A 17,167-nucleotide genomic window follows, 5' to 3' on the forward strand; every position below is an offset into this window, starting at 1 on the left:
GCAGCACGTCCGCGTTTTTTGAATTAAATCGTAGACGACCAGTCTAATAATAGGGAGCAACAGCATGAAAAATTTTGAATTCCATAACCCGACCCGTATCGTCTTCGGTCTTGATACCGTCGCCAAATTGTCCACCCTGGTGCCGCACGATGCGCGCGTGCTGATCTTGTACGGCGGCGCCAGCGCGGAAAAGACGGGCACCCTGGCCGAAGTGCGCGCTGCGCTGGGCCAGCGCAGCGTGCAGGAGTTTGGCGGCATCGAACCCAATCCCAGCTATGAAACTCTGATGCGTGCCGTGGCCCAGGTGCGCAGCGCCAAGCTGGACTTCCTGCTGGCCGTCGGTGGCGGCTCCGTCATCGATGGCACCAAGTTCGTCGCCGCCGCCGCCCTGTACGACGGCGAGCCGTGGGAAATCGCCGAACGTGGCGGCGCCAATGTACGTCAAGCCCTGCCGTTCGGCACGGTGCTGACCTTGCCGGCCACGGGGTCGGAAATGAACAGCGGCGGCGTGGTGACGAAAAAAGCCACGCATGACAAGCTGAGTTTCCGCAGTCCGCTGCTGTATCCGCAATTTTCCGTACTTGACCCCAGCAAGACATTTACCTTGCCGGCCACGCAGGTGGCCAATGGCCTGGTCGACGCCTTTGTCCACACGACGGAACAGTATCTGACCTATCCGGCGCAGGCGATGGTGCAGGACCGCTTTGCCGAAGGCTTGCTGCAGACGCTGGTAGAGATCGCGCCGCAGGCGGTCGCCGCGCCCGACGATTACGCTACCCGCGCCAACCTGATGTGGACGGCCACCCTGGCCCTGAATGGCTTGATCGGCGCCGGCGTGCCGCAGGATTGGGCCACCCACATGATCGGCCACGAACTGACGGCCCTGTATGACATCGACCACGCGCGCACGCTGGCCCTGGTGCTGCCGGCACTGCTGGACGTACAGCGCGAGCAGAAACGCGGCAAGTTGCTGCAATTTGGCGAGCGTGTCTGGAACATCACGCAGGGCAGCGACGACGAGCGCATCGACATGGCCATCGCCAGCACCCGCGCCTTCTTTGAAGGCCTGGGCATCCCGACCCGTTTGTCCGCTTACCAGCTGGGCCAGGAAGCGGTGGAAGCGGTACTGAAACAATTGGAAGCACACGGCATGACCTCCCTCGGCGAACACCGCGATATCGACCTCGCGCGCAGCCGCCGTATCCTCGAAGCAGCACTGTAACCCTGACATAAAAGGAAACAACATGAACATCCTGATGGTACTGACCTCGCACGATCAACTGGGCGACACGGGCAAGAAAACCGGCTTCTGGCTGGAAGAATTCGCCGCGCCCTACTATGCCCTGCAGGAAGCGGGCGCGAAGCTGACGGTGGTGTCGCCCAACGGTGGCCAGCCGCCGCTGGACCCGAAAAGCGATGAACCCGATTCGCAAACGGACGCCACGCGCCGCTTCAAGCAAGACGCCGATGCACAAGCCGTGCTGGCCAACACGGGCAAGCTGGCCGACGTGAAGGCGGCCGACTTTGACGCCGTGTTTTACCCGGGCGGCCATGGTCCGCTGTGGGACCTGGCCGAAGACCCGCACTCGATCGCGCTGATCGAGCAGATGATCGCCGCCGGCAAACCCGTCGCCGCCGTTTGCCACGCGCCGGGCGTGCTGCGCCACGTGAAGGCGGCTGACGGCACGCCGCTGGTGCGCGGCAAGCAGGTGACGGGCTTCACGAATACCGAGGAAGACGCCGTCGGCTTGACCGCCATCGTGCCTTTCCTGGTCGAGGACATGCTCAAGCAAAATGGCGGCGTGTACTCGAAGCTGGGCGACTGGCAGCCGTATGCCGTTACCGATGGCTTGCTGGTCACGGGCCAGAATCCCGCATCGTCGGAAGCGGCCGCGCAGGCGCTGCTCAAGCTGCTGGCCTGATGCCAGGCTAGTTCCGGGCGGTCATGCCCGCCAGGAGCAGGCCGACCGAGGCGTGCCATTGCGTCTCGCTGGCGGGCCTGCCTGCCAGCGCATAGCCATGTAAAAAATCGACGAGCGCATCGCGCCCGCGCAGCCGGGTTTTCTTGTCCAGCTCAAGGCCCTCCACGGCCAGCTCGAACAGCGCCGTGAACCGCTCGGCCACGTCGGCTTGCGTCACCAGCCCGCGCGCCATCAGGCGCACGAAATACGGCGTGGCGCTGACCAGTTCCAGGTACAGCGCGCACAGCGCGAGCAGGCGCCGCCGAGGTGCCTGGCGCCGCGTAAACGGCGGCTGGTGCGGATCGAGCGCGGCAAAACGCTGCGCCATCAAGGCCAGCAATAATTCCTCTTTTCCCGCGTAGTAGTGATACACGGCCATGGCGTCGACGCCCAAGCTGTGCGCCAGCGCGCGCATGGAAAACGCTTCGCCTTGCTCTTCCAGCAGGGCCAGGGCAGCGTGCAGGATGCTGGCGCTGTCCAGTGCGGGCGCGGCGCGGCGCGGACGCCCTGCACGGCGCACGGGACTTTCAAGCGCTTGAAGTTTTGGTGGTTTCATGGGCATAATTCTACACTGTAGAATTAATTGGGGAGTGCTTCATGCAAAAACCTTTCGTCAGCGTTTTTCTCGGCATCAGCATCGACGGCTGCATCGCGGGAGAGAACGGCGACCTGGCCTGGCTGGCCGAACTGGCGCCCGACTCGCCCGACGCCACCGGCTACACGGCCTTGATGGGACAAGTCGATACCCTGCTGATCGGACGCACCACGTATGACGCCGTGCTGGATTTTTCGCCGTGGCCGTATGCTGGCAAGCGCGTGGTGGTACTCAGCCACCGCGCCTTAGCGCCACGGCATGACGAGCAGCGCCGCGAAGGCGGCGTGCGCGAAGTACTGGCAGGTCTGGCAGCGGAGGGCTGCCGTCACGTGTATCTCGATGGCGGCGCCGTCATCCGCGCTGGTTTACGCGAAGGTGTCATCGACAGCCTGACCTTGTCCGTGCTGCCCGTGGTGCTGGGCAAGGGCGTGCGCCTGTTCGAGGATGGCTTGCCGCGCAGCGACTGGCGCCTGGACGCAACGCACCAGCTGCCCAGCGGCGTGGTGCAGCTGCGTTATGCAAAGCGTTAAACCGCGTCGGCCAGTTCGACGATGAAGCCTGTATCAAAACGGTCATTTTCGGGCGTGCCATCGGGGCGCTTGTAGCCGCAGGGGTTGCACACGACGCGGCACTCGCCTATCTGGTAGTCGAGCGAAGCGTGCATGTGGCCATGCACCCACACGTCCGCCTGCGCCACCAGGTCGTCCAGCTGCGAGGCGAAGGCGGGCGAGCCCAGGTTGGCCGCGTATTGCTCGTCCACCGACAGCATCGATGGCGCCATGTGCGTGATGACGACGGTCTTGCCGGCGAACGGTTGCGCCAGTTGCTCGGCCAGCCAGGCCTTGTGCTGCGCGTGCAGCAGCGCCGTGTCGCTCGCGCACAGCAGGCGCGGCGCGTCGCCGCCCGTGCTGATGCGCTTGTAGTCGGGCATGTAGGCTTGCGCCGCGTTCAAGGCTTCCTCGTACCTGTCGGCGCCGAACAGCAGGAAATCCGTCCACAGGGTGATGCCGAGGAAGCGCACGCCGTTCAAGACCACGGCGTCGCCGTCGAGCAGGCCGATGTTGGCGCCCTGCGCATTCGCGCTGGCGCAGGCGTCGCGCACGGCGTCCTGCATGTGTTCGAGCTGGTGTCCATAGCCCTCGTGATTGCCGTGCACATACAGCACGGGCAGGGCGCCGAAGGTGCGCGCGGCCCAGGCGATGGCATGGTTGCCCGTGGCGATGTCGCCGGCCAGGATCACCACGTCGGGGCGGCTGGTGGCAAGGTCGATGGCGGGCGTGTCGTCACCCCAGACTTCCAGGTGCAGGTCGGACAGGATCAGCAAACGCATGGCAGTGGGCGCGGCAAGGCGCGCGGCAGTGGATGGGCCTCTATCGTAGCGCAATTGGCGGAATGGACGGCAAGCGCGCCCCACTGCTTGACCGCGTGAGGGTGGCGACGTTACCCTATGGCATCGATTACCGCACACTCATTCCTGGAGCCGCATGCCGCTTTTCTTCCTTCCCAAGACCTTGCTGAGCATCGCGCTGGCCGCCATGGCGCTGCCATTTGCCGCGCATGGCGCCACGCCCGCCGTCGATCCCTTGACGCAGCCGATCGCCTCGCCGTATGCGGCGCAATGGAACCGCCCGCAGCAACCGGCGCGCATCCATGGCGATACGTATTACGTGGGCGTGGGCGGCTTGAGCGTGGTGCTGATCGACACGCGCGAAGGATTGATCCTGATCGATGGCGCGTTGCCGCAATCGGTGACCGCCATCAAGGAACATATCCTCGAGCTGGGCTTTCGTCTGCAAGACATCAAATTCATCCTGAATACGGAAGCGCATTTCGACCATTCGGGCGGTATCGCCGCCCTGGCCCGCGACAGCGGCGCGCAAGTGGTCGCCAGTCCGCTGGGAGCGGAGGCGCTGCGCGCCGGAGCGGTGCTCGCGATGGACCCGCAAGCGGGCGAAATCGACCCCATGCCGGCCGTGGAAAACGTGCGCGAGATCGCCGATGGCGAAACCATGCAGCTGGGCGACGTGAGCGTCACGGCGCGCTACACGCCGGGCCATACGCCGGGCAGCACCAGCTGGACCTGGGTCTCGTGCGAGGATGCGGAGCGCAAGGAATGCCTGAACGTGGTGTTCGGCGCCAGCCTCACGCCGGTGGCGGCCGACGATTTTCACTACCTGGGCGATGAACGCCATGCGGACCTGACGCCGGCCTTCCGCCGCGTCATGCAGGACTTTGCCAAACTGCCGTGCGACATCCTGATCTCGGCCCACCCCGACCACTCCGGCGGCGACGGCAAGCTGACGCAATTGCTGGAAGGCGTCACGCCGAACCCCTTCATCGATGCGCAGGCGTGCCGCCACTACGCGGCCAAGAATGAAGCCAAGCTCGATGCCCGCATCGCCAAGGAAAAAGCGGCTGCGACAAAATGACAGCGCTGGCGCACACCAGTCGGAAGCCTCGCCGGCAAGCACCGCTTGCAGCAATGGCTGGCGGGCCGGCGCAAACCTGACGATTAGCGAGCCGGTAGCTCGACGATGAAGTTCGGATCAAAAGCGGGATTTTGCGGCGTGCCGCTGCGCGTCTTGTAGCCGCACGGGTTGCTGACCACGCGGCACTGGCCGATCCGATAGTCGCGCGAAGCGTGGATGTGGCCATGCACCCACATGTCCGCCTGCGCGGCCAGGTCGTCCAGGCGCGAAGCATAGGCGGGCGAACACGCTTCGCTGCCATACGCATCATCGACCGATAGCAGCGACGGCGCCATGTGGCTGATGACGACTGTCGCGCCTTCGAACGGCTGCGCCAGTTCGTGCGCCAGCCAGGCTTTTTGCTGCGCGTGGAACATGGCCGTGTCGGTCGCACGCAGCTTGCGATAGCCCATGTTGGCCAGACGGATGCGCTTGTAGTCGTTCATGATGGCTTGCGCATCGTGCATGGCCGCTTGCCGCGTGTCGTCGCCCAGCAGGCGGAAATCCGTCCACAGGGTAGCGCCCAGGAAGCGCACCTGCTTGCCGGCCTGGTCGGTGATGACGTGGCTGTCGGCGTCGAGCAAATGCACGTTGTCGGTGGCGGCGCAGGCGCTGCGCAGCTCCTGGCGTACCTTGTCCAGATAGTGGCCATAGCCTTCGTGGTTGCCATGCACGTACAGCACCGGCAGGCCCGCAAACGTGCTGGCCGCCCAGGCGACGGCGCGGGTGCCCGTGTCGATGTCGCCGGCCAGGATCACGGCGTCGGGACGGCTGAGCGCGAGGTCGCCTTGCGGCGCATCCTCGCGCCATAACTCATGGTGCAGGTCCGACAAAATCAATAAACGCATGCGGTATCCAGGCGATTGGCGGGTACGCCATCGTACCTGAAAAGCCTCACTCTTCCTCCAGCGCGGCGAAGCTGTGCGCCAGGTAGTCGATCAGCGCGCGCACGGCCGGCAGCAGGCCGCGCCGCGACGGGAAGACGGCGTGGATGATTTCGCGCTGCGGCCGCCACTGCGCCATCAGCGGCAGCAGGCTGCCGTTGGCTACCTGTTCGACGATCATCATGGTCGGCAGCTGCACCACGCCCACGCCGGCCACGGCCGCGTCGCGCAGGGTCAGCATGTCGCCCGTGACGAAGCGCGGCGTATGCCGCAGCTGGGCGCGCGCTCCGCCCGGGCCGTGCAAATCCCATTGGTAGTGCTGTTGCGGCGCGCCCAAGGCCAGGCTGGGCCAGTCGGCCAGGTCGGCCGGCGCGGTTGGCCTGGCGGCGTCGCCGAACAGCAGCGGGCTGCCCACCATGCACTGGCTGCGCTCGGCCAGCACGCGCAGTACCAGGTCGCTGTCGGGCAGCGGCGGCGGACGCACGCGGATGGCCACGTCGATGCCTTCGGCCACCAGGTCGACGCGGCGGTTGCTCGCTTCGAGCAGCAGCGTGACCTGGGGATGCTCGCGCATGAAGCCGGCCAGCATGGGCGCGACCAGCGAATGCAGCAGGGCGATGGGGCAGGACAGGCGCACCGTGCCCCGTGGCGCGGCCCGCGTCAGCTCGATCGCTTCCTGCGCCGCCTCCGCTTCCACCAGCATGGCCTTGCAATGCTCGTAAAACGTCTGGCCCACGTCGGTGACGGAAAAATGCCGCGTCGTGCGCTGCAGCAGGCGCACGCCGAGGCGCTCTTCCAGCAGCGCGATGCGCCGGCTGAGTTTGGATTTCGGCATGCCCAGCGCGCGCCCGGCCGGGGCGAAGCCGCCATGGTCGACCACCTGCACAAAGTAATACAAATCGTTCAGATCCTGCATGCCGCCTCCTTGATCGTTCTATTTTTGGAACGCTGATGGCGAATTTTACCGTCTACCGCCTCTATCGTTGCAAGAGTATTCTGACTCCATCGTAATGCAAACCCGAACAGGAGATCGAGATGAACACAGTCACAGGTATCTACAGCGCACCGCGCCAGCACTGGGTCGGCGACGGTTTCCCCGTGCGCTCGATGTTTTCGTACACCGGCCATGGCAAGCAGCTGAGCCCCTTCCTGCTGCTCGACTATGCCGGTCCTGCCGAATTTGCACCCGGCACGCGTCCGCCCGGCATCGGTTCACACCCGCACCGCGGCTTTGAAACGGTGACCATCGTCTACAAGGGCGAAGTGGCGCACCGCGATTCGACGGGCCAGGGCGGCGTGATCGGCCCCGGCGACGTGCAGTGGATGACGGCCGGCGCCGGCATCCTGCATGAAGAGTTTCACTCGCCTGCCTTCACGCAGTCGGGCGGCACGCTGGAAATGGTGCAGCTGTGGGTGAACCTGCCGGCCAAGAACAAGATGACGGCGCCCGGCTACCAGGCCATCACCAGCGACACGATTCCCACCGTGGCGCTGCCGGACGGCGGCGGCTCGGTGCGCGTGATCGCCGGCGATTTCGATGGTCAGCATGGCCCGGCCCGCACGTTCTCGCCGATGCGGGTGTGGGATGTGCGCCTGGTGCAGGGCAAGCTGACGGAGCTGCCGGTGCACGCCGGCTGGAGCACGGCGCTGATCGTCCTGCACGGCACGGTGCTGGTGAATGGCGAGAGCGTGGTGCGCGAAGCGCAGATGGCGCTGTTCGAGCGCGACGGCGACAGCATCACCGTCGAGGCGAACAGCGACGCCGTGGTACTGCTGCTGAGCGGCGAGCCGATCGACGAACCCATCGTCGGCCATGGCCCCTTCGTCATGAATACCGAAGCGGAAATCGCGCAGGCGTTCGAGGATTTCAACAGCGGCCGCTTCGCCCGCATCGAGAAGTAATTCATTTGTGCAGTACCCATGCCGCATCCTGCGGCATGGTTTTTCAGGAGACTACCATGAGCACCCCCGCCAACTTCCAAGGTTTGCCACCGATGATCGATCCCGACGACGCCGTCATGCTGCTGATCGACCACCAGAGCGGCTTGTTCCAGCTGGTGCGCGACATCGAGCAGCACGTGCTGCGCGGCCACGTCACGGCGCTGGCCAAGCTGTCGCGCCTGGCGAACATGCCGACTTTTACCACCGCTTCCGTGCCCGACGGCCCGAACGGCCCTTTGATCCCGGAAATCCACCATTTCAACCCGGATGCCGTCTACATCCCGCGCACGGGCCAGATCAATGCCTGGGACAATCCGGCCTGGGTCGAAGCCATCGAAAAGACGGGCCGCAAGACCCTGCTGATCGCCGGCACGCTGACCAGCGTGTGCATGGCTTTTCCCACCATCAGCGCGCTGGCGGCCGGCTACAAGGTGTTTGCCATCATCGACGCCTCGGGCAACTGGTCGAAGATGGCCACCGACATCACCATGGCGCGCGTGACGCAGGCGGGCGCCGTGCCGATCGATACGTATGCGGTGCTGGCGGAAGTGATGAGTACCTGGAACCGCGCCGATGCGATGGAATTCGCCGCCATCATGACCGACCATATCGTGCCGCCGTACCGCGCGCTGATCGAAAGCTACGACAAGGCGCAGGGCGTGCAAAAGAATGGCCGCGAGACGAAGCTGGAAATTCTGGAAGCGGCCAGCAAGGGCTGATCGTCTTACGGCGCGTCGTAGCGGGCGCGTATCGCCGCCAGCACGCCACGCTGTTCCAGGTGCGTGATGGCGGCGTTCAGGCGCGCCAGGTCGGCGGCGCTGGTCGTGCGCGCATTGAGCATCAGGTGCACGGGGGCGCGCAGGACCAGGAAGGGCAGGGTGTGCAAAGCGACGCCCTGCAGGCGTGCTTCGTGGCGCACGGCCAGCACGTCGCCCAGCAACAGGTCGGCGCGGCCCGCGTCGAGCATGAGGATGCCCTGCCGGAAGCTGCCGAAGGTATTCAGGCGGCCGGCCTTTTCCAGCGCCGGCCGGGCCGCCGCATACTGCGCGCCATACCAGCCCACTTTGGGCGCCAGCAAGGTCGACTTGCCGCGCGCCAGCTGCGCGAAGCTGCCGACATGGCGCTGCGCTGCGTGCGTGCCGGCCTTGCCGAAGATGCCCACGGTTTCGTCGCGGTAGCTCACGCTGAAACGCGCATACGCATGGCGCTCCGAGGTGTCGGAGGCGGCCAGCATCAGGTCCAGCCCCCCTTTCTGGAACAGCAGCTGGCGCCGCGCCGTGGGCAGTTCCGGCGCAGTCAGCAAGGTGCAGCGCGCTTCCTTGAAAATGGCGCGCAGCAGCTCCAGGTCCAGCCCCGTATAGTTGCCTTGCGCATCGCGATACAGGTAGGGCGGCCATTGCTCAAGCGCCATCGTCATGCGGCAGGCCTGGGCGGGCAGAACGCTGCCGAGCAGCATTGCCGCAAGCAGCACGTGGCGCAAGCGCATGGAACATCTCCGCAGTGGTTCAGGGGTACTGTTTGCCAATTTGCCAGAATGGCCACGGAAGTCAAGCAGTGCATGGCTGGTTGCGGATATCAAATGGGCTATAGTGGCGGCGTGCCCCACTCAAAGGAAGACCGCTTGACTCCCCCGCTCGAGATCGCCGCCAATGTGCTGATGACTGCTTCCATCATCCTGGCTGGACGCAATAATATTCATTCCTGGTGGATCGGTATGGTCGGCTGCGTGCTGTTTGCCGTGCTGTTTTTCCAGGTCAACCTGTATGCCGACGTGATGCTGCAGCTGTTTTTCATCGTCACCTGCGTCATCGGCTGGCTGCAATGGCGGCGCGGCGCCGGCGGCAAACCGTTGCCGATCACGCGCACGGGCTGGCGCAGCCTGGCCTGGGTGGTGCCAGCCGGCATCGCCTCGGTGGCCATCTACGGCATGCTGCTGCACCGGTTTACGAATGCCTACGCGCCTTTCATCGATTCGGCAGTGTTGGTATTTAGCATCATCGCGCAATTCTTGCTGATGAGCCGGCGCATCGAAACCTGGGCCTTCTGGCTGCTGGTCAACACGGTGGCCGTGCCGCTCTACTACAGCCGCGGCCTGCACCTGACGGCCGTGCTGTATGCGGCTTACTGGGTCAATGCCCTGATTTCCTGGTACTGGTGGGGCGTGCAGGCACGCCGCGCGGCGGCCGCGCCGCAGGCGATGGCCGACGCCTGATATTGCCAAACGCCAAGTCCTTAGATTCAAATCGTATATACAATCAATTTTTAATTCGTTCACGCCATAAAGACGCCGAGATATAGTGGCCTTTCCCCGCTTACCGGTGTCTTTTATGTTGCGCTTTAGTCTTTCCGCCTGTTTTTATGCCGCCCCGCACCAGCTGACCATGCAATGCATGGCCCAGTCGATGCCGGTGCGTGCCCGTCCACGCATCCCGTAAGTCATTCCCATTCGTTTCGTTGTCGTTTGCCCGCTGGCCCACCCGGTCCGCGTGCCCCTGCTCGGCCTTTTTTATCGGAAAAAGGCTCAATCCCAATAAGAGGAAACCATGTTCAAACCACTCGCCATCAGTCTTGCCATCGCCGCCGCCTTTCCCGCTTTCCCCATCCTTGCCCACGCCGAAGAGGACATGCTGCGGGTCAACGTCACCGGCTCGAATATCCGCGTCAGCGAAAAGGAGGGCGCCAGCGCGGTGCAGGTCATCACGGCCAAGGAATTGAAAGCCAGCGGCAAGACCAGCGTCTCGGATGTGCTGCGCGCCATCTCCGCCAACAGTGGCAACAGCTACAACGAACAATATACGGGCAGTTTCTCGGCCGGCACCTCGGGCCTGTCGCTGCGTGGCATCGGCCAGAAAAATACCCTGATCCTCGTCAATGGCAAGCGCGTGGCCAGCTATGCGACGGCGCAAAACCTGCAGGAAACCTTTGTCGACCTGAACAGCCTGCCGATGGCGGCCGTGCAGCGCATCGAAGTGCTCAAGGATGGCGCCTCGTCCATCTACGGCTCCGACGCCGTGGCCGGCGTGGTCAACATCATCCTGTACAAGGAATTCACGGGCACGGACGTCACGGCGCAGTGGGGCGGCTCGACGCAAGGCACGGGCCAGCATGAAAAGAGCGCGGCGCTGCAGACGGGCTTTGGCAAGCTCGAGGAAGACGGCTACAGCCTGGTCTTCTCGATCGACGCGCAGCAGCGCGACAAGCTGCAGCAAAGCGACGTGGCGTGGATGCGTGATGCGGACTTCCGCAAGCAGCAGCGGGGCAGCCTGGGCTGGGCCATCACCAACTATGCGGGCACGGACCCGACCCGGACCCTGGGTGGCGTGCGCGGACCGCTGCAACTGGTCAATTATGGCGACATCACGCCCGGCAAGACGGGCCAAGTGCTGGCGTATAACCCGTCGCCGTATAAAACCCTGATTCCCGGCATCGAGCGCGTGCACACGGCCGCGCGCGCCACCTTCAAACTGAACGCGGATACGCAAGCGTATGTCGACTTGCTGCACAGCTATTCGCGCGCCGACCAGACCTTCAGCGCGCCGCTCACCGTCAACAATGCCACGCGCGTGTGGAACAACGCCACTCAGGCGCTCGACACCATTCCTGTCGTGCTGCCTGTCGGCCACCCGAACAATCCCGGTGCCACGCCCCTGCCGTTCACGGCTACCCTGTTCGACCTGGGACCGCGCCTGAAGCAGGACAAGGTCACCTTCTACCGCGCGCTGGCCGGCGCCAAGGGTACCGTGGCAGGCTGGGACTGGGATGCAGCCGTGGGCCATTCGAGCAGCAAGCTGGAAGAGACGGTGCAAAATTTCGTCAACCGCTATGAATTCCAGAAGGTGCTGGCCGACGGCAGTTATAACTTCTTTGACCAGTCGCAAAACAGCGAAGCGGTGCGCAATCGCCTGCGCCTGTCGACCCTGCGTCCGGCCGAGTCGACCCTCGACACCGTCGATTTCTCGGCCGCGAAAGACTTGTGGCAGCTGCCGGCCGGTCCGCTGGGCTTTGCCGCTGGCGCTCAGTGGCGCCGCGAAAAGATGGATTCGCAAACCTCGACGGCCGTGCTGTCGGGCACGGAGCTGCGCCCGGCGATCAACATCATCAACGGCTCGCGCAGCGTGTCGGCCCTGTTTGCCGAATTCAACGTGCCCGTGGTGAAAGACCTGTCCGTCAACGTGGCGGGCCGCGCCGACCATTACAGCGATTTCGGCAATGCGTTTTCGCCGAAAGCCAGCGCCCGCTACCAGGCGGCGCCGTGGCTGCTGGTGCGCGGTACCGTGTCGCGCGGCTTCCGCGCGCCGTCGCTGCCGGAAATCACGCAAAGCACGGCCGTCAGCTATGTCAGCGTGCTCGATCCGAAGGACCCTGTCACGCCGACGCAGACGCGCGGCGTGACGGCCATTACCATCGCCAATACGGCGCTGCGTCCGGAACGGTCGAATAACCTGAACCTGGGCGTAGTGGTGTCGCCGACCAGCAGCTCGAGCATCGGCGTCGATTACTACCGCATCAAGCAAGATGGTGTGATCGGCACGGAAAGCGCCACCACCACCCTCGCCAATGAAGCGTCGGCGCCGCAGAAGATCACGCGCGACGCCGATGGCCGCATCACGACCCTGTACCGCCAGTACCGCAACCAGGGACAGCGTGAAGTATCGGGCATCGACCTTGACCTGCGCCAGCGCTTCGTCGACCAGGACTGGGGCAAGCTGACCCTGGCCGGCCAGCTGAGCCGCGTGCTGCGCTTTGCCGAACCGCTGTCCGATGGCGCACCGCTGACGAACGGCGCAGGCACCAATTATTTCGGCTCCATCCCGAAATGGCGCGGCGTCACCTCGGCCACCTGGGAGCAGGGCAAGTGGTCGTCCACGCTGACCTGGAACTATGTGGGCAGCTATGCGCAAAACACGCATCTCGATGAATCGGTGGCCGCGTTCAGCACCTTCGACGTGACCAGCAGCTGGCAGGTGACACCCAAGGCGAACGTCACCTTCATCGTGCAAAACCTGGCCAACAAACGCGCACCGTGGGATTACTCAGCCTCGGGCTTCGACTATACACAGGCCGACCCGCGCGGACGCTTCGCCTCGCTCAAGCTGAACTACAAGTTCTGATCAGCAGTTCTAATGCCCGTTTGACACCTGCCGCTGGCCCGTCTGCTCCTGCAGACGCTGGCGGTAGGCGCTGGGCGTCATGCCCATGCGCTCGCGGAAGGCGGTGGCGAAGTTGCCCGCGTTGTGAAAGCCGATCAGCAGGGCGACATCCTGCACGTCGATGTCTGTCTGCTGCAGCAATGCCACGCCGCGCGCGATGCGCGCTTCGCGGATGAAGGCAAACACCGTCATGCCCGTTTGTTCGCGGAACATCAGGGTCAGCTTTTCGCGGTAGGTGCCCACGCTGCGGGCGATCTCGGACAGGTTGGGCAGGCTGCCCAGGTTGTCGAGAATGAGCTGTTTGACGGCATTGACGAACACCAGGTCGGGATGCTGCTGGCGCTCGCTGGCCGGGACCGCGATGGGCAAGGTGCTGTTTCCTTTACGCATCAACCCCAGGTGGATATGAATGCGCGCGGCCAGTTCTTCCGGCGTGAACGGCTTCGAAATGTAGTCGACACCGCCCACCTGCAAGCCCATGATGCGTTCCTTGGCGGCATCTGCGCCGCTGAGAAAGATGACGGGTATCTGTTCCGTTTCGGGATTGGCCTTGAGCAATCGGCATGCCGTGTAGCCATCCATCTCGGGCATGCGCACGTCGAGCAGGATCAGGTCGGGATGCGTGGCCAATGCCAGCTGGTAGCCCTGGTAGCCGTTGAACGCGATGCTGAAACGGTAGGGCTGCTCGCTGAGCAGCTCCATCAGCATGCGTTGCTCGAACGCGGAATCGTCCACGATCAAGATGTTTTTTTTGACGGTTTCGCTGGTCAATGGCATGGCATGGATGACTTAACCAAAAAGCAAGTGTGGCTTATTATGCCTCGCTTTTTCTTTTTTTTCTGCTTTTCTCGTATTTCAAAAGAGGTTTCTCCGCCAGAAGAAGCGGCGATTTCCCAGATCGCTAATAATTCACCCATGCATTGACTTAAAGCAATGTCGATTATTAAAAAATCTGTTTTGTAAATGCGGCAAAAAACCGACGCCCTCAGGTTCCTGGCTCTCGGCGCTGATATTTTGTTGTCCTGGTTTGCGTGCCCCAAAAAACGCCGGCAATACCGTGACTATCCTCGACGTCCTTCATATTGACGGGCTCATTAATGATGTTCGATCATCAGGAGGTATCATGTTGCGAGTTATTTCCCCCCACCTTATCGTTGCCGCCAGCACGGCACTGCTGCCGCGTGGCGCCGACGCGGCCGTGTATCTGAACGTCAATGCGAGCGTGCGTGTGACCTGCACCACGCGCTACCTGAGCGGCACCGGCGCCCGATACCTGCATTCCTGAGGCTCAACCTCCGCCTTGTCCGTGCCGAGGCTGGCCTCGTCGCGCAGGAAAATGCATGTTTCCGTGTTGCAACTGAGATTTTTTCGATTGTTGTGTTGAATTAATGTGAGGAGATGGTCATGAAACATACCAACTTTAACAATTTGCCTTGCCCGATTGCCCGCAGCCTGGGCAAGGTGGGCGAATGGTGGAGCATCCTCATCCTGCGCGAAGCGTTTTATGGCAAGACGCGTTTCGACGAATTTGAAAAAAGCCTCAAGATCGCCCCCACCATCCTGACGCGGCGCCTGGCGGACCTGGTGGAGGGCGGCTTGATGACGCGCCGCCTGTATTGCGCCAAGCCGCCGCGCTACGACTATGTGCTGAGCAAGTCCGGGCGCGCCTTCAAGCCCGTCTTGCTGGCCTTTATCGCCTGGGGCAATGAAAATTTCGCGCCGGAAGGCGCCAGCCTCGTCATCGCCAGCCGCGACACGGGCCTGGCTGCCGATCCCGTGCTGGTCGATGCCATGACGGGCTTGCCCATCAATGATGAGTACTACGCGTTTGCGCCGGGGCCGGCCGCCAGCGACAGCATGCGCAGCATCATCCTCGATGCGGAAAAAAGCAGCGGCATCGCACCCAAACCGAAGCCAGCGCCAGCCAACCGGGGCTGGGTGGCAGAAGGGCATCTGGCCTGAGGCGCGACGGCAGGCGAGATCCGCGCCCAGCGTCAACCATGGCCGCGCGAGCGGCCTGCGCCAGGGGATGCTGCACGAGGCGCGCTACAATGGCGCTCCATGCTGACCATCCTCGCCATCACCTTTCCGTTCTTCGCCCTGGTGCTGTGCGGCTACCTGGCCGTGCGGCGCACGCTGCTGCCGCTGGCCGCCATCGGTGGCTTGAACAGTTTTGTCCTGTACTTCGCACTGCCCTGCATGCTGTACCGCTTCGGCGCCGCCACGCCCATCGCCCAACTGCTCGACGCCAGCGTGTTCGGCGTCTACCTGCTATGCGCGCTGATCATGGTGGGCGTCACCATGGCCATGACGCTGAGCCACCGCATCGACTGGAACAACGCCGCCTTCGGCGCGCTGGTGGCGGCCTTCCCGAACACCGGCTTCATGGGAGTGCCCCTGCTATTGACCTTGCTCGGGCCGCGTTCCTCGGGCCCCGTCATCGTCACCATCGTCGTCGACTTGCTCATTACCAGTTCGCTGTGCATCGCCCTGTCGCGCATCGGCAGCGGCGGCGCGCACGGCAGCCGCACGGCCGTCGTCAACGCCATGAAGGGCATGGTGGGCAACCCCATGCCATGGGCGATCGTGCTGGGCGCCTTGACGTCGTGGCAGGCACTGGCCTTGCCCAAGCCATTGATGCAGACGGTGGGCCTGCTGGCCGATGCCGCCTCTCCTGTCGCCCTGTTTACCATCGGCGCCGTGCTGGCCCGGTCGCAGATGAGTACCAGCGACCCGGCGCCGCTGGGGGAATATGTACCGGTGGCGCTGAAAAAACTGCTGCTGCATCCGCTGCTGGTATGGGCCATCGGCCACGCGGCCATCGCGCTGGGCGCGCCGCTCGATCCGTTCGCGCTGACTTGCATGGTGCTGGTCGCTTGCCTGCCCAGCGCCAGCAACGTCTCGCTGCTGTCGGAACGCTTCGGGGCGAACACGGCGCGCATCGCCCGCATCATTTTAGTGTCGACGGCGCTGTCGTTTTTGACGTTTTCGGCGGCCGTCAGCTGGCTGGCTTGACGTTCGCGGCGATCAGCGCACCGAGCGCCTGCGCCGCGCCGGGCTGGGTGCCGGCGGTCAGTTCGCGCGCCATCGTGGCCTGATCTTCCTGCGTGCGGTTCTGCCCCAGCTTCCATTTTCCCGTGATGCGCGTGAGGGCAATTTCGATGCCGACGATGGCTTTTAACAGCTTGTCGATATAGGCGGCCGGCGCATCGCACACCCGCCACGGCGCAGCTTGATCTGCCTCATGGCGCGCCGTCAGCCGCTCCACCAATCCCAGCAGCCATGCCGCGTCGTCGATGGCGCGCAGGGGACCGTGCGCGTGCACCACCGCATAGTTGAAGGTGGGGACTTCCTTGCCGCTGCGCTGCTTTTCCGCATACCAGGCGGGCGTGATGTAGGCGTGCGGCCCCTGGAAAATCACCATGCATTCATCTTCTTCGCCCGCCGCGCGCCACACGGGATTGGCGCGTGCCACGTGGGCGCGCAGGATGCCGAACGGGGCGTCAGGCGTGGGTGCGGCGATCTCGAACGGCAGATGGTCGGCGCACAGGCCATCCTTGCCGTGGCGCACCAGCGCGCCCAGCGGATGCACGTCGATCAGGCCATGCAGCACGTCGAGGCGTTCTTCGCGGAAGGTGGCGGGCGTGTACATCTAGGCGACGCCTTCCACGACCACATCGGCCGTCAGCGAATTGGCGATGTAGCAGCGCTCGTGCGCGTCGTGGTGCAGGGTGGCCAATGCTTCTGGCGAGGGTGCCGCGCCGGAAAACACGATGCGTGGACGTAGCGCGATGCGCGTCATGGCCAGGCGGCCTGCGGCATTTTTTCCCAACTCGCCGACGGCGTCGTCGCGGTAGTCGTCGATGACGTAGCCGCGCTGCGCTGCCAGCGACAGGAAGAACAGCATGTGGCAGCTCGACGTGGCGGCCACCAGCGCTTCTTCCGGATCGATATGCTCCGCTACTGACATGGGCAGCGGCACGGACAAGGGCGACGACGAGGCGGGTACGCGCAAGCCGCCGTCGAATCGCCATGCATGACCACGGCTGTAGCGCTGGCTGGCGAAATCCTGGCCGTCGCGCTGCCAGGCCACGGTGGCGAAAAACTGATGCATGGTTGCTCCACGGGAGTAAGAGGGGATGCGTCATCTTAGCGCCAGTCTTGGCTA

At 64.0% G+C, this 17,167-nt stretch carries 20 protein-coding genes; 12 read left to right on the top strand and 8 right to left on the bottom strand.

The genetic code is table 11. The features are described 5' to 3' along the window. Positions 1–64 precede the first annotated feature (64 nt). Both C8C92_RS03895 and C8C92_RS03900 read left to right on the top strand, forming a co-directional pair. Positions 65–1,222 carry an iron-containing alcohol dehydrogenase gene (locus C8C92_RS03895; RefSeq protein ID WP_116743056.1) on the top strand — a complete coding sequence of 386 codons (1,158 nt, stop codon included), beginning with the start codon at positions 65–67 and terminating at the stop codon, positions 1,220–1,222. A 22-nt stretch (positions 1,223–1,244) separates the two neighbouring features. Then, entirely contained in the window at positions 1,245–1,922 is a 678-nt protein-coding gene (locus tag C8C92_RS03900) for a type 1 glutamine amidotransferase domain-containing protein (protein WP_116743057.1), read from the top strand. A 7-nt stretch (positions 1,923–1,929) separates the two neighbouring features. Here the strand turns inward: C8C92_RS03900 and C8C92_RS03905 are convergent, their stop codons facing one another. Beyond that, positions 1,930–2,517: a TetR/AcrR family transcriptional regulator gene (locus C8C92_RS03905; RefSeq protein ID WP_165829261.1), complete on the bottom strand. Its 588-nt coding sequence runs from the start codon at positions 2,515–2,517 to the stop codon at positions 1,930–1,932. A gap of 41 nt (positions 2,518–2,558) precedes the next feature. Between C8C92_RS03905 and C8C92_RS03910 the strand changes: the two genes are divergently transcribed. After that, positions 2,559–3,086: a dihydrofolate reductase family protein gene (locus C8C92_RS03910; RefSeq protein WP_116743059.1), complete on the top strand. Its 528-nt coding sequence runs from the start codon at positions 2,559–2,561 to the stop codon at positions 3,084–3,086. Here C8C92_RS03910 and C8C92_RS03915 read toward each other — a convergent pair. Further along, on the bottom strand, positions 3,083–3,886 hold the full coding sequence (locus tag C8C92_RS03915; RefSeq protein WP_116743060.1) for a metallophosphoesterase family protein: 804 nt from the start codon (positions 3,884–3,886) through the stop codon (positions 3,083–3,085). The genes C8C92_RS03910 and C8C92_RS03915 overlap by 4 nt on opposite strands. A 154-nt stretch (positions 3,887–4,040) precedes the next feature. On the opposite strand from C8C92_RS03915, the gene bla reads away from it, so the two are divergent. Continuing rightward, positions 4,041–4,985: a subclass B3 metallo-beta-lactamase gene (gene bla / locus C8C92_RS03920; protein WP_116743061.1), complete on the top strand. Its 945-nt coding sequence runs from the start codon at positions 4,041–4,043 to the stop codon at positions 4,983–4,985. An 83-nt stretch (positions 4,986–5,068) separates the two neighbouring features. Here bla and C8C92_RS03925 read toward each other — a convergent pair whose 3' ends face one another. Further along, entirely contained in the window at positions 5,069–5,872 is an 804-nt protein-coding gene (locus C8C92_RS03925; RefSeq protein ID WP_116743062.1) for a metallophosphoesterase, read from the bottom strand. Between the two features lie 46 nt (positions 5,873–5,918). Further along, positions 5,919–6,824 carry a LysR family transcriptional regulator gene (locus C8C92_RS03930; protein ID WP_116743063.1) on the bottom strand — a complete coding sequence of 302 codons (906 nt, stop codon included), beginning with the start codon at positions 6,822–6,824 and terminating at the stop codon, positions 5,919–5,921. Between the two features lie 119 nt (positions 6,825–6,943). Here C8C92_RS03930 and C8C92_RS03935 point away from each other — a divergent pair, with 119 nt between their 5' ends. Continuing rightward, positions 6,944–7,810: a pirin family protein gene (locus tag C8C92_RS03935; protein WP_116743064.1), complete on the top strand. Its 867-nt coding sequence runs from the start codon at positions 6,944–6,946 to the stop codon at positions 7,808–7,810. Between the two features lie 56 nt (positions 7,811–7,866). Next, positions 7,867–8,568, top strand: coding sequence for an isochorismatase family protein (locus C8C92_RS03940; protein WP_207780966.1), 702 nt, complete (start codon positions 7,867–7,869; stop codon positions 8,566–8,568). Between the two features lie 5 nt (positions 8,569–8,573). On the opposite strand, the gene C8C92_RS03945 is transcribed toward C8C92_RS03940, so the two are convergent. After that, the gene (locus C8C92_RS03945; protein ID WP_116743065.1) at positions 8,574–9,335 is read right to left on the bottom strand and encodes a transporter substrate-binding domain-containing protein; all 762 of its coding nucleotides are present in this window, start codon (positions 9,333–9,335) and stop codon (positions 8,574–8,576) included. Positions 9,336–9,470: 135 nt separating this feature from the next. Here C8C92_RS03945 and pnuC point away from each other — a divergent pair, with 135 nt between their 5' ends. Continuing rightward, positions 9,471–10,061, top strand: a complete 591-nt coding sequence (gene pnuC, locus C8C92_RS03950) for a nicotinamide riboside transporter PnuC (protein WP_180287832.1) — start codon at positions 9,471–9,473, stop codon at positions 10,059–10,061. 331 nt (positions 10,062–10,392) lie between these two features. Next, entirely contained in the window at positions 10,393–12,960 is a 2,568-nt protein-coding gene (locus C8C92_RS03955; RefSeq protein WP_116743066.1) for a TonB-dependent receptor, read from the top strand. A 9-nt stretch (positions 12,961–12,969) separates the two neighbouring features. On the opposite strand, the gene C8C92_RS03960 is transcribed toward C8C92_RS03955, so the two are convergent. Next, positions 12,970–13,776 carry a response regulator gene (locus tag C8C92_RS03960; RefSeq protein ID WP_116743067.1) on the bottom strand — a complete coding sequence of 269 codons (807 nt, stop codon included), beginning with the start codon at positions 13,774–13,776 and terminating at the stop codon, positions 12,970–12,972. Positions 13,777–13,779: 3 nt separating this feature from the next. On the opposite strand from C8C92_RS03960, the gene C8C92_RS27375 reads away from it, so the two are divergent. The 4 genes from C8C92_RS27375 to C8C92_RS03970 all read left to right on the top strand — a co-directional run bounded on the left by C8C92_RS27375 (position 13,780) and on the right by C8C92_RS03970 (position 16,014). Next, a complete protein-coding gene (locus C8C92_RS27375; RefSeq protein ID WP_165829263.1) occupies positions 13,780–13,923 on the top strand; it encodes a hypothetical protein in 144 nt (47 codons plus the stop codon). 199 nt (positions 13,924–14,122) lie between these two features. After that, positions 14,123–14,284, top strand: a complete 162-nt coding sequence (locus C8C92_RS27380) for a hypothetical protein (protein WP_165829265.1) — start codon at positions 14,123–14,125, stop codon at positions 14,282–14,284. A 119-nt stretch (positions 14,285–14,403) separates the two neighbouring features. Then, positions 14,404–14,961 (top strand): helix-turn-helix domain-containing protein, encoded by a 558-nt coding sequence (locus C8C92_RS03965; RefSeq protein WP_071080157.1) that lies wholly within the window; start codon positions 14,404–14,406, stop codon positions 14,959–14,961. Positions 14,962–15,060: 99 nt separating this feature from the next. Next, on the top strand, positions 15,061–16,014 hold the full coding sequence (locus C8C92_RS03970) for an AEC family transporter (protein ID WP_116743068.1): 954 nt from the start codon (positions 15,061–15,063) through the stop codon (positions 16,012–16,014). On the opposite strand, the gene C8C92_RS03975 is transcribed toward C8C92_RS03970, so the two are convergent. Further along, positions 15,998–16,651 carry an FMN-binding negative transcriptional regulator gene (locus C8C92_RS03975; RefSeq protein WP_116743069.1) on the bottom strand — a complete coding sequence of 218 codons (654 nt, stop codon included), beginning with the start codon at positions 16,649–16,651 and terminating at the stop codon, positions 15,998–16,000. The two genes, C8C92_RS03970 and C8C92_RS03975, sit on opposite strands and share 17 nt — an antisense overlap. Further along, positions 16,652–17,113: an OsmC family protein gene (locus C8C92_RS03980; RefSeq protein WP_116743070.1), complete on the bottom strand. Its 462-nt coding sequence runs from the start codon at positions 17,111–17,113 to the stop codon at positions 16,652–16,654. Positions 17,114–17,167: the final 54 nt, after the last annotated feature.

This window comes from Janthinobacterium sp. 78 (genome assembly GCF_003096775.1).
Classification (GTDB): Bacteria; Pseudomonadota; Gammaproteobacteria; order Burkholderiales; family Burkholderiaceae_D; genus Janthinobacterium; species Janthinobacterium tructae.

What these genes read in the sequence shown, in the direction of transcription:
- C8C92_RS03895 (WP_116743056.1), top strand. Translation starts at nt 65, where the DNA reads ATGAAAAATTTTGAATTCCATAACCCGACCCGTATCGTCTTCGGTCTT.
- C8C92_RS03900 (WP_116743057.1), top strand. Translation starts at nt 1,245, where the DNA reads ATGAACATCCTGATGGTACTGACCTCGCACGATCAACTGGGCGACACG.
- C8C92_RS03905 (WP_165829261.1), bottom strand. Translation starts at nt 2,517, where the DNA reads ATGAAACCACCAAAACTTCAAGCGCTTGAAAGTCCCGTGCGCCGTGCA.
- C8C92_RS03910 (WP_116743059.1), top strand. Translation starts at nt 2,559, where the DNA reads ATGCAAAAACCTTTCGTCAGCGTTTTTCTCGGCATCAGCATCGACGGC.
- C8C92_RS03915 (WP_116743060.1), bottom strand. Translation starts at nt 3,886, where the DNA reads ATGCGTTTGCTGATCCTGTCCGACCTGCACCTGGAAGTCTGGGGTGAC.
- bla (WP_116743061.1), top strand. Translation starts at nt 4,041, where the DNA reads ATGCCGCTTTTCTTCCTTCCCAAGACCTTGCTGAGCATCGCGCTGGCC.
- C8C92_RS03925 (WP_116743062.1), bottom strand. Translation starts at nt 5,872, where the DNA reads ATGCGTTTATTGATTTTGTCGGACCTGCACCATGAGTTATGGCGCGAG.
- C8C92_RS03930 (WP_116743063.1), bottom strand. Translation starts at nt 6,824, where the DNA reads ATGCAGGATCTGAACGATTTGTATTACTTTGTGCAGGTGGTCGACCAT.
- C8C92_RS03935 (WP_116743064.1), top strand. Translation starts at nt 6,944, where the DNA reads ATGAACACAGTCACAGGTATCTACAGCGCACCGCGCCAGCACTGGGTC.
- C8C92_RS03940 (WP_207780966.1), top strand. Translation starts at nt 7,867, where the DNA reads ATGAGCACCCCCGCCAACTTCCAAGGTTTGCCACCGATGATCGATCCC.
- C8C92_RS03945 (WP_116743065.1), bottom strand. Translation starts at nt 9,335, where the DNA reads ATGCGCTTGCGCCACGTGCTGCTTGCGGCAATGCTGCTCGGCAGCGTT.
- C8C92_RS03955 (WP_116743066.1), top strand. Translation starts at nt 10,393, where the DNA reads ATGTTCAAACCACTCGCCATCAGTCTTGCCATCGCCGCCGCCTTTCCC.
- C8C92_RS03960 (WP_116743067.1), bottom strand. Translation starts at nt 13,776, where the DNA reads ATGCCATTGACCAGCGAAACCGTCAAAAAAAACATCTTGATCGTGGAC.
- C8C92_RS27375 (WP_165829263.1), top strand. Translation starts at nt 13,780, where the DNA reads ATGGATGACTTAACCAAAAAGCAAGTGTGGCTTATTATGCCTCGCTTT.
- C8C92_RS27380 (WP_165829265.1), top strand. Translation starts at nt 14,123, where the DNA reads ATGTTGCGAGTTATTTCCCCCCACCTTATCGTTGCCGCCAGCACGGCA.
- C8C92_RS03965 (WP_071080157.1), top strand. Translation starts at nt 14,404, where the DNA reads ATGAAACATACCAACTTTAACAATTTGCCTTGCCCGATTGCCCGCAGC.
- C8C92_RS03970 (WP_116743068.1), top strand. Translation starts at nt 15,061, where the DNA reads ATGCTGACCATCCTCGCCATCACCTTTCCGTTCTTCGCCCTGGTGCTG.
- C8C92_RS03975 (WP_116743069.1), bottom strand. Translation starts at nt 16,651, where the DNA reads ATGTACACGCCCGCCACCTTCCGCGAAGAACGCCTCGACGTGCTGCAT.
- C8C92_RS03980 (WP_116743070.1), bottom strand. Translation starts at nt 17,113, where the DNA reads ATGCATCAGTTTTTCGCCACCGTGGCCTGGCAGCGCGACGGCCAGGAT.